At 64.4% G+C, this 14,261-nt stretch carries 13 protein-coding genes; 11 read left to right on the forward strand and 2 right to left on the reverse strand.

What is annotated here, in order from left to right:
- Positions 1–19 precede the first annotated feature (19 nt).
- Positions 20–1,171, forward strand: coding sequence for a substrate-binding domain-containing protein (locus tag ACVMDN_RS06190; protein ID WP_057018879.1), 1,152 nt, complete (start codon positions 20–22; stop codon positions 1,169–1,171).
- A gap of 80 nt (positions 1,172–1,251) precedes the next feature.
- On the opposite strand, the gene ACVMDN_RS06195 is transcribed toward ACVMDN_RS06190, so the two are convergent.
- Entirely contained in the window at positions 1,252–2,046 is a 795-nt protein-coding gene (locus ACVMDN_RS06195; protein WP_057018878.1) for a DeoR/GlpR family DNA-binding transcription regulator, read from the reverse strand.
- 257 nt (positions 2,047–2,303) lie between these two features.
- On the opposite strand from ACVMDN_RS06195, the gene deoC reads away from it, so the two are divergent.
- From deoC to ACVMDN_RS06235, 8 genes are all read left to right on the forward strand, one after another.
- Positions 2,304–3,308, forward strand: coding sequence for a deoxyribose-phosphate aldolase (gene deoC, locus ACVMDN_RS06200; protein WP_076829160.1), 1,005 nt, complete (start codon positions 2,304–2,306; stop codon positions 3,306–3,308).
- Between the two features lie 10 nt (positions 3,309–3,318).
- Entirely contained in the window at positions 3,319–5,706 is a 2,388-nt protein-coding gene (locus ACVMDN_RS06205) for an aldehyde dehydrogenase family protein (RefSeq protein WP_076829082.1), read from the forward strand.
- A 79-nt stretch (positions 5,707–5,785) separates the two neighbouring features.
- On the forward strand, positions 5,786–6,241 hold the full coding sequence (locus tag ACVMDN_RS06210; RefSeq protein ID WP_057018876.1) for an RbsD/FucU family protein: 456 nt from the start codon (positions 5,786–5,788) through the stop codon (positions 6,239–6,241).
- 4 nt (positions 6,242–6,245) lie between these two features.
- The gene (locus tag ACVMDN_RS06215) at positions 6,246–7,169 is read left to right on the forward strand and encodes a ribokinase (protein WP_076829081.1); all 924 of its coding nucleotides are present in this window, start codon (positions 6,246–6,248) and stop codon (positions 7,167–7,169) included.
- A 7-nt stretch (positions 7,170–7,176) separates the two neighbouring features.
- Positions 7,177–8,052 carry a carbohydrate ABC transporter permease gene (locus ACVMDN_RS06220; RefSeq protein WP_057018874.1) on the forward strand — a complete coding sequence of 292 codons (876 nt, stop codon included), beginning with the start codon at positions 7,177–7,179 and terminating at the stop codon, positions 8,050–8,052.
- Positions 8,049–9,086: a carbohydrate ABC transporter permease gene (locus ACVMDN_RS06225; RefSeq protein ID WP_057018873.1), complete on the forward strand. Its 1,038-nt coding sequence runs from the start codon at positions 8,049–8,051 to the stop codon at positions 9,084–9,086. Before ACVMDN_RS06220 ends, ACVMDN_RS06225 begins: the two co-directional genes overlap by 4 nt.
- Before the next feature lie 49 nt (positions 9,087–9,135).
- Positions 9,136–10,575 (forward strand): extracellular solute-binding protein, encoded by a 1,440-nt coding sequence (locus tag ACVMDN_RS06230; protein WP_307720397.1) that lies wholly within the window; start codon positions 9,136–9,138, stop codon positions 10,573–10,575.
- A gap of 84 nt (positions 10,576–10,659) precedes the next feature.
- A complete protein-coding gene (locus ACVMDN_RS06235) occupies positions 10,660–11,751 on the forward strand; it encodes an ABC transporter ATP-binding protein (RefSeq protein WP_076829077.1) in 1,092 nt (363 codons plus the stop codon).
- Positions 11,752–11,782: 31 nt separating this feature from the next.
- Here ACVMDN_RS06235 and ACVMDN_RS06240 read toward each other — a convergent pair whose 3' ends face one another.
- The gene (locus tag ACVMDN_RS06240) at positions 11,783–12,781 is read right to left on the reverse strand and encodes a helix-turn-helix transcriptional regulator (protein ID WP_229192253.1); all 999 of its coding nucleotides are present in this window, start codon (positions 12,779–12,781) and stop codon (positions 11,783–11,785) included.
- Between the two features lie 538 nt (positions 12,782–13,319).
- Between ACVMDN_RS06240 and ACVMDN_RS06245 the strand changes: the two genes are divergently transcribed.
- Together ACVMDN_RS06245 and ACVMDN_RS06250 are read left to right on the forward strand one after the other, a co-directional pair.
- On the forward strand, positions 13,320–13,616 hold the full coding sequence (locus ACVMDN_RS06245; protein WP_456835470.1) for a hypothetical protein: 297 nt from the start codon (positions 13,320–13,322) through the stop codon (positions 13,614–13,616).
- A gap of 188 nt (positions 13,617–13,804) precedes the next feature.
- Positions 13,805–14,140, forward strand: a complete 336-nt coding sequence (locus tag ACVMDN_RS06250; RefSeq protein ID WP_229192251.1) for a BA14K family protein — start codon at positions 13,805–13,807, stop codon at positions 14,138–14,140.
- Positions 14,141–14,261: the final 121 nt, after the last annotated feature.

Raw genomic sequence — 14,261 nt, forward strand, 5'->3', positions numbered from 1 at the left:
ACCAAAACGGGAGGAAACAATGAAGCCGATCTTGCGACAAACCCTGCCGCTGACCGCGTTGATCGCGGCGACGGCCATTTCGATCGCCGCCTCGGCTCGCGCCGAAGTGCCTGCAACCTGCGTCAAGGGCGTCGATCTCGCGACGCTTGGACCGAAATCGATCGTCGGTCAGGGGCCGCACGGCGAGAAGGCCGCCTCGCCCGAAGTGCTGGCGCTGTCGGACGCCGATGCCGCCAAGATCAGGGAGAAGCATTTCAAGGTCGGCATCTCCATGCAGACCGTCAATCTCGACTGGGCGCAACTGCAGATCCAGGGCATCACCGATACGCTGAAGAAGTACGGTGTGACCGTCACCGGCGTCGCGTCCGCCGAATATCAGGTCGACAAGCAGATCGCCGATATCGAGAACACCATCCAGCAGCATCCGGATGGCATCATCTCGATCCCGGTCGATTTCACGGCGACCGCACCGACCTACAAGAAGATCGCCAAGGCCGGCATCAAGCTCGTGCTGATGGACAGCATCCCGACCGGCCTGAAGCATCCGGAGGAATATGCCTCCATGATCTCGGCGGATAGCCAGGGCAACGGCCTGATCGCGGCCCAGATCCTGGCGTCCTGCGTCGCGCAGGGCGGCACCATCGGCCTCGTCAATTTCGGCGTCGATTATTTCAGCACCAACGAGCGCACCAAGGGCGTCCGTGAGTGGATGCAGAAGAATCGTCCCGACATCAAGATGAAGCAGGTCGACTTCACCGACCCGCCGAAGGTGTCGCAGATCGCGGGCGACTTCCTCACCGGCAATCCGGATATCAAGGGCCTGTTCGCGGTCTGGGACCAGCCGGCGCTCGATACGTTGAGCTCGATGCGCGCGCAGGGCATCGACATTCCGGTCGCCACCGTCGATCTCGGCCTGCAATCGGCGATCGAGATCGCCAAGGGTGGCCCGCTGAAGGCGACCGGATCGCAGCGCCCCTATGACCAGGGTGTCGCCGAAGCGATGGCCATGATGAACGCGCTGCTCGGCAAGGAAACGCCGGGCTGGATCGGTGTGCAGTCGCTGCCGGTGACGCAGTCCAACGTGTTGGAATCCTACAAGACGGTGTTCAAGAAGGAGCCGCCGCCGGAGCTGACCGACGCCTGCAACAAGGCGAAGCCTGCCTGCAACTGAGCCGCAGGAGTGCGATGCGTGGTCCCGCGAGCCCGCGCATCGTGAGCAGCCTGATCCGGGCGTGCCAGCCCCCGCTCGGATCAGGTTGCGCTGGTCACGTACTCGACGGGAAGGCTACGGAAGTGCTTGCGCATGTCCGCTGACGCCGCGCCGCCGACGATGATGCGCGAGAACGCGCCGATATCGGAGAAGAACGCCGACTTGAGGCTGCCGAGCTTGCTGGCGTCGATCACCAGGATGCTTTCCATCGCGGTCTCGATGACGGCCTGCTTGACGGCGACCTCGTGAAAATTCGAGCAGCTCGCGCCGCGGGTCCAGTGCACGCCGCCCGCGGAGATGAAGGCCTTGTTGATGCCGAGCCGCCGCAGATAGGATAGGCCGTCGTCCGACGCAAAGGACTGCGACGACGGATGGTAGAGGCCGCCCATCAGCATCACCTGCGTGGCCGGCCGTCGCGTGACGATCGACGCCACGTTCATCGAATAGCAGATCACCGAAAGCGGCAGGTCCTCCGGTAGGCAGTCCGCCAGCGACTGCATCGTCGTGCCGCAATCGATGAAGATCGTATCGCCTTCCTTGATCGAGGCCGCGGCAGACCGGCAGGCCAGGCGCTTGTCCTGGGTGTGCTGATCGATCTCCTGCTCGAACGTGTACTTGACCCCGGTCGGCGACGCCGCATTGACGACGTAGCCGCCGAGCAGCGCCAGCGCGGCGTCCGGCCCGGCGAGATCGCGCCGGACCGTCATTTCGGAAACCTTGAGGAGCTCGGCGGCGTCCTTCAGATGCAGCGTGCCGCTCGATTCGACGGCGCGGCGCAGCCTCTGCAGGCGCTGCACGCGCGTCTCGCTTGGTCGTGCGTTCGATGTTTCAGCCATTTTGATCGCCGGGCTTGCTTATCCGATTGACAATGATCTTACAATGTTGTGAGTTTATCAACGTCGATTTGTTACAATAATAACATCCAGTCCGGCGGGCTGATCGAAGGTCGGGGACGATGTCGTCCTCAGGCAGTCGGCAAACCCCGCGGCAAGGTCAGGGGAGGATCACATGTTGCGATCGACACATTCAGTCTATCTGGCGATCTCGTCGATTCGCTAGGACGCACGGCGCCTCCATGACGCAGAGCGTCTTCATGCAGAATCCGTCCCCATTGGCCGCGCAGTCGCCTTCCCCGGGCGGCGGGCATCAGCTCCCGCGCAACAGCGGCCGCGCGCTCGAGATGGATTGGGTCGACGAGATCAGGATCAATCTGTCGGCCGCCGAACGCCGCGTTGCGAGCCTGCCGGGCCGGCGCACGGTCAAGAAGGACGCGCAGGCGGCGTGGCTTCTCAAGGCGATCACCTGCATCGACCTGACGACGCTCAATGGCGACGATACGACCGAACGGGTGAAGCGCCTCTGCGCCAAGGCCAAAGCGCCGGTGCGCGGCGACCTTCTCGAGCGGCTCGGCTTTGCCGGCCGTGAGCTGCATACCGGCGCGGTCTGTGTCTACCATCGGTTCGTGGCGACGGCCGTCGAAGCGCTCAGCGGATCGGACATTCCGGTCGCCGCGGTCTCGACCGGATTTCCCGCAGGCCTCGTGCCGCACGATCTGAAGCTGAAGGAGATCGAAGCGTCGGTCCGCGACGGCGCGCAGGAGATCGACATCGTCATCACGCGCGAGCATGTGCTGACCGGCGATTGGCGGGCGCTTTACGCCGAGGTGCAGGATTTCCGCGCCGCCTGCGGCGACGCGCATCTGAAGACGATCCTGGCCACCGGCGATCTCAAGACGCTGCGCAATGTCGCCAAGGCGTCGATGGTCTGCATGATGGCCGGCGCCGATTTCATCAAGACCTCCACCGGCAAGGAAGGCGTCAACGCGACGCTGCCGGTGACGCTCGCGATGCTGCGGATGATCCGCGTCTATCAGGAGCGTACCGGCTACCAGATCGGCTTCAAGCCGGCCGGCGGAATCTCGACGGCAAAGGACGTGCTCAACTATCAGTTCCTGATGAAGGAGGAACTGGGCCGCGACTGGCTCGAGCCGGACCTGTTCCGTATCGGCGCCTCCAGCCTGCTCGCCGATATCGAGCGGCAGCTCGAGCATCACGTGACCGGCCACTACTCGGCTTTCAACCGCCACCCTGTGGGATGAGACTCCAGCGATGAGCGTCGCAAGCTATTTCGAGACCATGGAGTATGGCCCCGCGCCGGAGGCGGACGGCGAGGCACGCGCCTGGCTGGCGCGGCATGGCGCCACCTTCGGGCATTTCATCGCCGGCAAGTTCACGGCGCCGCATGCCGGCAAACGCCTCACGACGACCGAGCCCGCCACCGGCAAGACGCTGGCGCGCATCGCGCAGGGCGCCGCCGCCGATATCGAGGCGGCGGTCAGCGCCGCGCGCACCGCGCAGACAGCGTGGGCGAAGCTTGGCGGCCACGGCCGCGCCCGTCATCTCTATGCGTTGGCGCGCATGCTGCAGCGTCACGCCCGGCTGTTCGCCGTGCTGGAGGCGATCGACAACGGCAAGCCGATCCGGGAAACCCGCGATCTCGACGTGCCGCTCGCTGCGCGCCATTTCCTCTATCACGCCGGCTGGGCGCAGCTGCAGGAGCGCGAATTCACCGATCAGGTGCCGGTTGGCGTGATCGGGCAGATCGTTCCGTGGAATTTTCCGCTGCTGATGCTGGCGTGGAAGATCGCGCCGGCGCTGGCCGCGGGCAATACGGTGGTGCTGAAGCCGGCGGAGTTCACCTCGCTCACCGCGCTGCTGTTCGCCGAACTTTCGGCCGAAGCCGGCCTGCCGCCGGGCGTGCTGAACGTCGTGACCGGCGACGGTGCCACCGGCGCGCTGCTGGTCGAAAGTCCCGGCGTCGACAAGATCGCGTTCACCGGCTCGACCGAGGTCGGACGGCTGATCCGCCAGTCGACCGCGGGCACCGGCAAATCGCTGACACTCGAGCTTGGCGGCAAGTCGCCGTTCATCGTGTTCGACGATGCCGATATCGACGGCGCGGTGGAAGGCGTGGTCGATGCCATCTGGTTCAACCAGGGCCAGGTCTGCTGCGCCGGTTCGCGGCTGCTGCTGCAGGAGGGGATCGCGGAGACTTTCCGCCGGCGCCTGATCCGCCGCATGGAGACGCTTCGCGTCGGCATGCCGCTCGACAAGGCGATCGACATGGGCGCGGTGGTCGCACCGGTACAACTCGAACGGATCAAGTCGCTGGTCGAGACCGGGGTGAAGGAAGGCGCCGAGAAATATCAGGCGTCCGGTACCATCCCGGCGGAAGGATGTTTCTATCCGCCGACCTTGCTCTGGAACGTGCATCCATCCTCGACGGTTGCGACCGAAGAAATCTTCGGCCCTGTTCTGGTGGCGATGACGTTCCGCACCCCTGACGAGGCCGTGATGCTCGCCAACAACACGCGCTACGGCCTTGCCGCCAGCGTGTGGAGCGAGACGATCGGTCTGGCGCTCGATATCGCGCCGAAGCTCTTGGCCGGCGTGGTCTGGGTCAACGCCACCAATCTGTTCGACGCCAGCGTCGGCTTCGGCGGCTATCGCGAGTCCGGCTTCGGCCGCGAGGGCGGCCGTGAAGGCATGTACGAGTATCTCAAGCCGAAGGCCTGGAGCGGGCGCAAGGCGCGGGCCAAGGCATCGACGCTGCCGACGGCTTTTGGCGCAAGTGCCGGATTCGATGTGCCGCCAATCGATCGGACGGCAAAACTGTTCGTCGGCGGCAAGCAGGTGCGCCCGGACGGCAATTATTCGCGCCCGGTGCTCTCGCCGAAGGGCCGGCGCCTCGGCGAGGCAGGCGAGGGCAATCGCAAGGATATCCGCAATGCGGTGGCCGCGGCGCGCTCCGCCGAGTCCTGGGCGCGGGCGACGGCGCATAATCGCGCCCAGATCCTCTACTACCTTGCCGAGAATCTTTCCGCGCGCGGCGACGAATTCGCCCGGCGCATCGCCGAGATGACCGGCGTGTCGGCTGCGAAGGCGCGCACGGAAGTCGATGCGAGCATCGAGCGGTTGTTCAGCTATGGCGCCTGGGCCGACAAATTCGAAGGATCCGTCCACGCACCGCCGCTGCGCGGCGTGGCGCTCGCGATGCATGAGCCGATCGGCGTGGTCGGCGTCGCCTGTCCCGACGAGGCGCCGCTGCTCGCCTTCATCAGCCTGGTGGCGCCGCTAGTTGCGATGGGCAACCGGGTCGTCGCCGTGCCGAGCGAGCGGCATCCGCTCGCCGCGACCGACTTCTACCAGGTGCTCGAGACCTCGGACGTGCCGGGCGGCGTGGTCAACATCGTCACCGGCGATCACAGCGAACTGGTCAAGGTGCTTGCCGAGCACGACGATGTCGACGCGCTCTGGGCATTCGGATCGCAGGACGCCTCAGCGGCCGCCGAGCGGCTGTCGACCGGCAATCTCAAGCGGACTCTGGTCGATCATGGCCTCGCGCTCGATTGGTACGACAAGGCCGCGAGCGAGGGCCCGATCCTGCTCCGCCACGCGGTGCAGGTGAAGAACATCTGGATTCCGTACGGTGACTAGCGACGTCACCTCGCGGTGATATCGATGGGGTTCGGACCGTCAGAGTCCGGCGAGTTTGAACACAAGGGAAGGACGCAACATGCTCAAGGGCATCGATCCACTGCTCAATGCCGACGTACTCTACGCCCTGCGGGCGATGGGGCATGGTGATCGTCTGGTGGTGTGCGACACCAATTTTCCGGCCGACTCGATCGCGCGCCAGACGGTTCTCGGCCGGTTGCTGCGCATCGACAATGTCAACGCGGCCAGGGCGGTTGAGGCGATCCTCTCGGTGATGCCGCTCGACACCTTCGTCGACGATGCGGCCAGCCGCATGGAGATTGTCGGCCAGGCTCAGGAAGTGCCACCCGTGCAGCGCGAGGTGCAGACCGCGATCGATCGCGCGGAGGGACGGTCCTGGCCGCTGGTCGGCGTCGAGCGCCACGCTTTCTATGAGAAGGCCAAGACGGCCTATTGCGTGATCGCGACGGGCGAGCGGCGCTTCTATGGCTGCTTCCTGTTCAGCAAGGGCGTGATCGGGCCGGACGGGGAGTGACGAGATGAGCAAGAGTGGCGTCGCCGTCCTCGGCGTCTTCGTCGTCGACTTGGCGTTCCGCGCCGGCAACATGCCGGCGATCGGCGAGACGATCGCCGGTTCGGGATTCGCGATGGGGCCCGGCGGCAAGGGATCCAACCAGGCTGTCGCGGCCGCGCGGGCCGGCGCCGGCGTGAGCTTCATCTCGCGGATCGGCAGCGACGCCTTCGGCGAGCTTGCGATCAGGACCTGGGAGGCCGAGGGAATCCGGCCGCGCGTGGCGAGGACCGCGGATGCGCCGACCGGCGCGGCGTTTATCTATGTCCATGAGACGCGCGGCGACAACGCCATCATCGTGGTGCCGGGTGCAGCGGGCGGTATCGGCCCGGCCGATGTCGACGCGGTGGCGGACGCGATCCGCGACAGCCGCGTGTTCGTGACGCAGCTCGAGCAGCCGGTCGATGCAGCGCGGCGCGGGCTCGAGATTGCGCGCGCCGCCGGCAGCATCACGGTGTTCAATCCGGCACCGGCGATCCAATTCGACGATGGCCTGTTTGCGCTGTGCGATTATGTCGTTCCCAACGAGACCGAGGCCGAAGCGCTCACAGGCATCGCGGTGGGCGACCTCGCCGGCGCCCGCCGCGCCGGCGACGCCCTGTTGGCCAAAGGCGCCGGGACCGCGCTGATCACCCTCGGCGAACGCGGCGCTCTATTCCATGCGCGGGATCGCTCGCTGCACGTGCCGCCCTTCGCGTCCGGCAAGGTCGTCGAAACCACCGGCGCGGGCGATGCATTCGTCGGCGGCTTCGCGGCGGCGCTCGCGGACGGCGTCGATCCGCTCGAGGCCGCGCGGTTCGGTTCGGCCACGGCGGGAATCTCGGTGACCCGGCCGGGCACCGCGCCCGCGATGCCGCGGCGCGTGGAGATCGAAGCGCTGCTGAGGGGATGATGCTGCGATGATGCGGAATGATCCGATCAAGCATGTCTTCATCTGGCCGGCGGTGCTCGTCGTGCTGGCGATCTCGATCTTTCCGCTGATCTATTCGCTGACCACGAGCTTGCTCAGCTACCGCCTGATTCCGCCGATCCCGCCGCGCGTCGTCTGGCTTGGCAATTATGCGGCGTTGTTGCAGGAGCCGCGGTTCTGGAATGCGCTCTTCACCACGACGCTGATTGCGCTGATCGCGGTCGGGTTGCAATACGCGATCGGGTTCGGCGTCGCGCTGGCGCTGAATGCGCGGGTGCCGGGTGAGCGGCTGTTCCGCGTCGCCCTGCTGCTGCCGATGCTGCTGGCGCCCGTCGCGGTCGCGCTGGTGGCGCGCATGATCTTCAATCCGACGATGGGACCGCTCAATCAGTTCCTGTCGAAGTTCGGCCTGGTCAACCTGCCGTTCCTTACCAATGGACATTGGGCACTCGCCTGCATCATCGCGGTCGAGGTCTGGCAGTGGACCCCGTTCGTCATCCTGATGATGCTAGCCGGGCTGCAAACGCTTCCCGAAGATGTCTACGAGGCCGCTGAGCTCGAGAATGCCAGCGCCTGGCAGCAGTTCTGGGGCATTACCTTTCCGATGATGCTGCCGATCTCGGCCGCCGTCGTCTTCATCCGCCTGATCGAGAGCTATAAGATCATGGACACGGTGTTCGTGATGACCGGCGGCGGGCCGGGCGTCGACACCGAGACACTGACGCTGTTCGCCTATCAGGAAGGCTTCAAGAAGTTCAATCTCGGCTACACATCGGCGCTCAGTTTCCTGTTCCTGATCGCGATCACGATCATCGGCGTGACTTATCTGGCGCTGCTGCGGCCGCATCTGGAGAAGCGCCGATGAGCGGCCAGGGCTTGACGGGACTGTCGCCATGGCGCCGCCGCCTGGTCGCGGCCGGCGTTCTCATCTGGTGCCTGATCACGGTGTTTCCGCTCTATTGGGTGGTGGTGACCGCATTCAAGACGCCGCCCGGCGTCGTCGGCGGGCCGACCTATCTGCCGTTCATCGACTTCACGCCGACCTTGCAGCCCTTCATCGATCTCTATCAGGGCATCCGCGGCGAGTTCTTCCGGACCTTCCTGAACTCGACCATCGTTGGCCTATCCGCGGCAGCGATCGCCACGGCGATTGGCGCGATGGCGGCCTATGCGCTGGTGCGCTTCGAATTCAAGGTCCGCTTCGGCGCGGGCCTCGCGTTCTTCCTGCTCGCGCTCGGCGGCTACCTGCTGTTCAACACGACGTTCGGGTTCACCCGCCCGCAGGCCCTGTTGCTGGCCTTTCCGATCGCGCTGATCGTGGCCGTCGCCGCCAACCGCCTGCCGCTGCCCGGACCGATCCTCGGCAATGAGGACATCCTGTTCTGGTTCGTCAGCCAGCGCATGTTCCCGCCCATCGTCACCGCCTTCGCGCTGTATCTGCTCTACAGCGAGATCGGGCGGCTGGGCTTCCAGCTGATCGACAGCTTTGTCGGCCTGACGCTCTGCTACGTCGCCTTCTCGCTGCCGATCGTCGTCTGGCTGATGCGCGACTTCTTCGAGGCTGTGCCGATCGAGGTCGAGGAGGCGGCGATGGTCGACAATGTGCCGAGCTGGCGCATCTTCTTCGGCATCGTGGTGCCGATGTCGATGAACGGGCTGCTGGCGACGTTCATGATCACGCTGGCCTTCGTCTGGAACGAGTTTCTGTTCGCGCTGTTCCTGACCAATTCCAGATGGCAGACGCTGCCGATCCTGGTGGCGGGACAGAACAGCCAGCGCGGCGACGAATGGTGGGCGATATCGGCTGCGGCGCTCGTCGCCATCGTTCCCATGATGATCATGGCGGGCCTGCTCAGCCGGATGATGCGGTCGGGCCTGCTGCTCGGGGCCATCAAATAGCAAAAAACCTTGTAGGGAGGACTAGACGATGTTGCGACGGACGTTCCTGATGCTGACCACCTCGCTCGCGATGGCCTGTGCCGCGAGCCAGGCGAATGCTGCCTGCAGCCCGGACTATACCGGCGTCACCCTGACGGTGGCGTCGCAGACCGGGCCGTATATCGCCTCTGCGCTCAAGCTCGGCGCGGACGAATGGGCCAGGAAGACCTGCGGCAAGGTCAATGTCGTCGAATTCCCGTGGTCCGAGCTCTATCCGAAGATCGCGACATCGCTGACGGCGTCGGACGCGACGTTCGACCTCGTCAGCTTCGCGCCGGCGTGGCTGCCGGACTTCGTGCCCTATCTCAGCGAGATGCCGAGGGAGATGCAGTCCGGCAAGGACTGGGACGATATCGAGCCGGCCTATCGCGAACGGCTGATGGTGTGGGAGGGCAAGATCTACTCGCAGTCGATGGATGGCGACGTCCACACCTATACCTACCGCACCGACCTGTTCAGCGATCCCAAGGAGAAGGACGCCTTCAAGGCCAAATACGGCTACGACCTCGCGCCGCCGAAGACCTGGAAGCAGTATCTCGACATTGCCGAGTTCTTCCAGCGGCCCGACAAGGGGCTGTGGGGAACGGCGGAAGCCTTCCGCCGCGGCGGTCAGCAGTTCTGGTTCTTCTTCAGCCATGCGGCGGCCTACACCAACAATCCGAACTATCCGGGCGCGATGTTCTTCGATCCCGAGACGATGGACGCGCAGATCAACAATCCGGGCTGGGTGAAGGGGCTCGAGGAATACATCAGGGCATCGAAGCTCGGGCCGCCCAACGCGCTGAATTTCTCGTTCGGTGAGGTGAACGCTGCCGTGGCCGGCGGCCAGGTTGCGGAATCGATCGGCTGGGGCGACACCGGCGTCATCGCCGCCGACCCGAAGCAATCGAAGATCTCGGGCAAGGTCGGTTCGGCGATGCTACCCGGTTCGGACGAGATCTGGAACGCCAAGACCAAGAAGTGGGACAAGTTCCCGAGCGTGCTTCCGGGCCCGTTCATGGCATTCGGCGGCTGGCAGATCGCGGTGCCGAAGGCCGGCAAGAACCAGAAGGCGGCGTGGGATTTCGTCAAGACACTGACAAGTCCTGAAGTGTCGGGCCAGGCGGCGATCACCGGCGGCAGCGGCGTCAATCCCTATCGCAAATCGCACACGGCCAATCTGCAACTGTGGAGCAAGATCTTCTCGCCGGAAGAGGCCAAGGAATATCTCGGCGCGCAATCGGACTCCATCAATGCCAAGAACGTCGCGCTCGACATGCGTCTGCCCGGTTACTTCTCTTACACCGAGGTGGTCGAGATCGAGCTCGGCAAGGCGCTGGCCGGCCAGACCACGCCGCAGGCGGCGCTCGACGCGATGGCCAAGGAGTGGAATCGGCTGACCGACGAGTTCGGCCGGGCCAAGCAGCTCGCGGCCTATCGCGCGGCGATGGGCCTTCCGCCGAAGAACTAGCTTTCCAGTGAGACGTCCCCGGATGATGCGCGAGCATCGTCCGGGACTTTACTTGCCGTCGATGAAGGGACGGAAAAGGAATCCATGGCGCACGTCGAGATCGAGAATGTCAGCAAGGCATACGGGCCCTACAAGATCATTGAAGGGCTCGACCTCAACGTGGCCGACGAGGAGTTTGTCGTGCTTGTCGGCCCGTCCGGCTGCGGCAAGACGACGACGTTGCGCATGATCGCAGGACTGGAGGCGGTGACGAGCGGAACCATCCGCATCGGCAATCGCGACGTGACGCAATTGCGTCCTGGCTTGCGCAATTGCGCGATGGTGTTCCAGAACTACGCGCTCTATCCGCATATGACGGTCGGAGAGAACATCGGCTACGGCATGAAGGTGCGGGGCGAATCGCGCGCCAGCATCGAGAAGGCCGTCAGCGACGTGGCGCGCGTGCTTGACCTCGAACAATATCTGCAGCGCCGGCCCAAACAGCTCTCGGGCGGGCAGCGCCAGCGCGTGGCGATCGGCCGCGCCATCGTGCGCAGCCCGGATGTGTTTCTGTTCGACGAGCCATTGTCCAATCTCGACGCCAAGCTCCGCATCGAGATGCGGACCGAGATCAAGGCGCTGCACCGCCGTCTCGCCAAGACGATCGTCTATGTCACCCACGACCAGGTCGAAGCCATGACCATGGCCGACCGCGTCGTGGTGATGAACCGCGGCCGCATCGAGCAGGCGGCCGATCCGATCACGATCTACGAGAAGCCCAGCAATCTCTTCGTCGCCGGCTTCATGGGCGCGCCCAGCATGAATTTCATCCATGGCGAGCTCGTCGCCCGCGACGGCGCGCTCATTTTCACCGAGCCGTCGGGCACTGCGTTGAGAGTGCCGAAGTCACGCGAGGCGGCCTATGCCGGCAGCGTCGGCAAGCCCGTGGTGCTCGGCGTCCGGCCCGACCATGTGTTGCGGCAAGACGCATCGACAGGCTCTTCCGTCCGAATCCTTGTGAAAGACGTGGAGCCGCTCGGGCCGCACACTCTGGTGATCGGGACCGTCGGCCCATTCGCGTTCACGGCGCAAATGCCGGTCGGCGTCGCCGCGGAGCCGGATCATGTCATCGACGTCGCGCTCGATCTCGAGCGAACGCACTTGTTCGACAAGGTGTCTGGGACGGCTATTTGCTGATCCGCCGCAGCCTGGCTCGACAACCGCCTGCCTAGCTTAAGAAACCTCGCGCGCGCCGGACCGTATCGGACGGATACAGGCCGAAGGCCGAGCGGTACACCGCAGCGAAACGGCCCATATGCGTAAAGCCCCACTTCAGGGCAACTTCGCTGACCGGGAGCATGTTCTCCGGTCGCGACAGTTCGTCGTGGATGGCCTCCAGCCGAATTTGCCGCAAATAGGCGACCGGCGTCGTGCCGTGAATTTTGCGGAAGCCCAATTGCAGCAACCGGCTGCTGACCCCAACCGTTGCGGCAATATCCGAGATCGTCAGCGGCAGATGCGGATTGGCCCGCATATACTCGACCGCACGCCTGATGTAGCGCGGCGGCGCATCCCGCGGGTGGCGGCTCAACCGGTCCGTCAACCGATGAGGAACGTTCTCAAGGATGAGCTGTATGGCTGCTTCCGATAGCAGCGCGCTGGCTTTCGGAGAGCGTACCAGGATCCCGTCATACAGACCGGTGGTGCTCGTGCGGACAAGCTGAAGAAGGGTCTGTCCAACGCCGGTCGACAAGTCGACGATCGGCGTCAGATTGAGATCTTCCAGCGCTGTGCTCCCGAACGTCGCCGACAGCACCTTGGTAACTGCGCCCGTATGCAAGGTGAGCGTGACGCTTGAGTATCGTCCATCGACCGCTTCGACCCGCTGCGCTTGCATCGTCGGAAGGGGCACGATGGCGATCTCGGAGGGGGTCCGCTGGATACTCTTTCCTGCGATGAGCATTTCGGCCTGGCCGGCATTCAGCAGGCTTATTGCAAGCTCTCCGGCAGATTTCTCGTAAGAATAGCGCCAATCCCAACCGGCCGACAGATCGGCCCGCACGACGTCAAGTTCCGCGCCGATGGCTATGTCCGCATGCCAGCGAAACGATTCGTCAGGCCGCGGCGAGGAATGCGCATTGATCCCGTGGGGGTGGAGCATTTCAAGGAGTTCTTCGAACGAAGATCCCGATCGCGTGGGAGGTGCAGCGAGTACGTCTTCGACCATCAAATCCCAACCATCGGATGATTGCTGTTTCGCGGATTGCCCGATCCATCAGACCGGTTTTCCGCTGTTCAGGGCGTCCGCCACACGCATAGACCGCATCACCACACTAGCACAGCTTTGGTGATTTCGGGTCGCGTGCCCTTTCTCACAATTTCTTCAATATCCGAATAGCGAACAGAATATCCAGGTCGCGCAATCGAGCCGCGAAAGCTGACATTTGATCTCATCCGCTCGCCGGCATCGCGCGAACGTTCCGATTCAATCCGCCGCGCCAACGTTCGAGAGCACCAGCGGATGCACAGCATTCGCGATCGACTGCTCTAGCCACAATCCGAACGCCTGCATCCGGAATGCGACGTCGTCCATGGACTCGTAGCCCATTTGGCCTAAATCGTCACGACCAACTCAAACGGGTTATGAAAGCATGCTTACAAGGATTACTTGCGTACTCGCGCTTACAGTTCTTTCGTCCATGCCTGCGCTGGCCGATGGTTGCGCAGATCACGTCCAGAGCACCGGCGTTCCCATGGTAACGGGCATGACGCACAAGACCTGGATGATCTTCCCGTCGGTCAATCCCGGTGCCGCCCTCGACAAGGTGTCCCGAGCCGTTCTGGCGGAGGGCTTTGTCGGTGTGAACGTCGACAAGAAACTCGGCACGCTGACCACCCAGCAGGACACCACCGGATCCGGCCGCCCACAAACGCTGCAAGTCGTCGTCCGCAAGGACGGCAAAGGCAGCCGCGTCGATGCGATCTTCAGCTTGCCGCCGGGACAGTTGGCTCCAGGTGTCGGCGATAACCTCTGCCGCTTCGTGAACGCGGCCGGCCAATGAACTTCGCCCATCTGTGAAGCGGGCTGACGCGCGAATTGTAACCGGCCGCGCGTGTCCGGGTGTCGTCCGGTCCGGAACCAGACGAGTTCATCCAAGTCGAGGGAATCGGGACGCAGGTGCCGGCCTGCGCCCACAGCAATGAAGCAGGAGATATGATGCGCAGGGCTCGCTTTGTGAAAGTTGTTTTGATGGCGACCACCGGTGCCGTGGTGTTTTCGGCCTCCGCCATTTCGGCTCCGTTGCAGCACGGTACCGGCGTTGCGGCGGCAGTGCCATCGTTGACCGAGAAGGTTTGGTGCCGTTACGGGCAGTGCTATGACAATGGCGGCGGCGCTGCCGTCGGCGGACTGGTCGGTGGCCTCATCGGCGGCGTCATCGCGGCCGGCGCAGCCAACGCCGCCGCGCAGCAGGAAGCTGCCGCCGCCCAGCAGCACGCGGCGTCCTGCGCCCAGCGCTATCGCTCGTACGATGCGGCGTCGAATACGTTCCAGGCAAAGGACGGCCGGCGGTATCCCTGCCAGTGAGACTGCCGCAGGCTTGCGGCGCCGGAACGGGGAGGAAGCGAACCCGCCGCTCCAGACAATAGCCCTCGGCGCCACGCTGAGCACGAATGGAGCTCCGGCCCGTGAGCCGGAGCAGGCGTTC

The sequence above is a fragment of the Bradyrhizobium sp. USDA 4510 genome (assembly GCF_054059095.1).

Coding starts and splice junctions, on each gene's coding strand:
- ACVMDN_RS06190 (WP_057018879.1), top strand. CDS start 20: ATGAAGCCGATCTTGCGACAAACCCTGCCGCTGACCGCGTTGATCGCG.
- ACVMDN_RS06195 (WP_057018878.1), bottom strand. CDS start 2,046: ATGGCTGAAACATCGAACGCACGACCAAGCGAGACGCGCGTGCAGCGC.
- deoC (WP_076829160.1), top strand. CDS start 2,304: ATGCAGAATCCGTCCCCATTGGCCGCGCAGTCGCCTTCCCCGGGCGGC.
- ACVMDN_RS06205 (WP_076829082.1), top strand. CDS start 3,319: ATGAGCGTCGCAAGCTATTTCGAGACCATGGAGTATGGCCCCGCGCCG.
- ACVMDN_RS06210 (WP_057018876.1), top strand. CDS start 5,786: ATGCTCAAGGGCATCGATCCACTGCTCAATGCCGACGTACTCTACGCC.
- ACVMDN_RS06215 (WP_076829081.1), top strand. CDS start 6,246: ATGAGCAAGAGTGGCGTCGCCGTCCTCGGCGTCTTCGTCGTCGACTTG.
- ACVMDN_RS06220 (WP_057018874.1), top strand. CDS start 7,177: ATGATGCGGAATGATCCGATCAAGCATGTCTTCATCTGGCCGGCGGTG.
- ACVMDN_RS06225 (WP_057018873.1), top strand. CDS start 8,049: ATGAGCGGCCAGGGCTTGACGGGACTGTCGCCATGGCGCCGCCGCCTG.
- ACVMDN_RS06230 (WP_307720397.1), top strand. CDS start 9,136: ATGCTGACCACCTCGCTCGCGATGGCCTGTGCCGCGAGCCAGGCGAAT.
- ACVMDN_RS06235 (WP_076829077.1), top strand. CDS start 10,660: ATGGCGCACGTCGAGATCGAGAATGTCAGCAAGGCATACGGGCCCTAC.
- ACVMDN_RS06240 (WP_229192253.1), bottom strand. CDS start 12,781: ATGGTCGAAGACGTACTCGCTGCACCTCCCACGCGATCGGGATCTTCG.
- ACVMDN_RS06245 (WP_456835470.1), top strand. CDS start 13,320: ATGACGCACAAGACCTGGATGATCTTCCCGTCGGTCAATCCCGGTGCC.
- ACVMDN_RS06250 (WP_229192251.1), top strand. CDS start 13,805: ATGGCGACCACCGGTGCCGTGGTGTTTTCGGCCTCCGCCATTTCGGCT.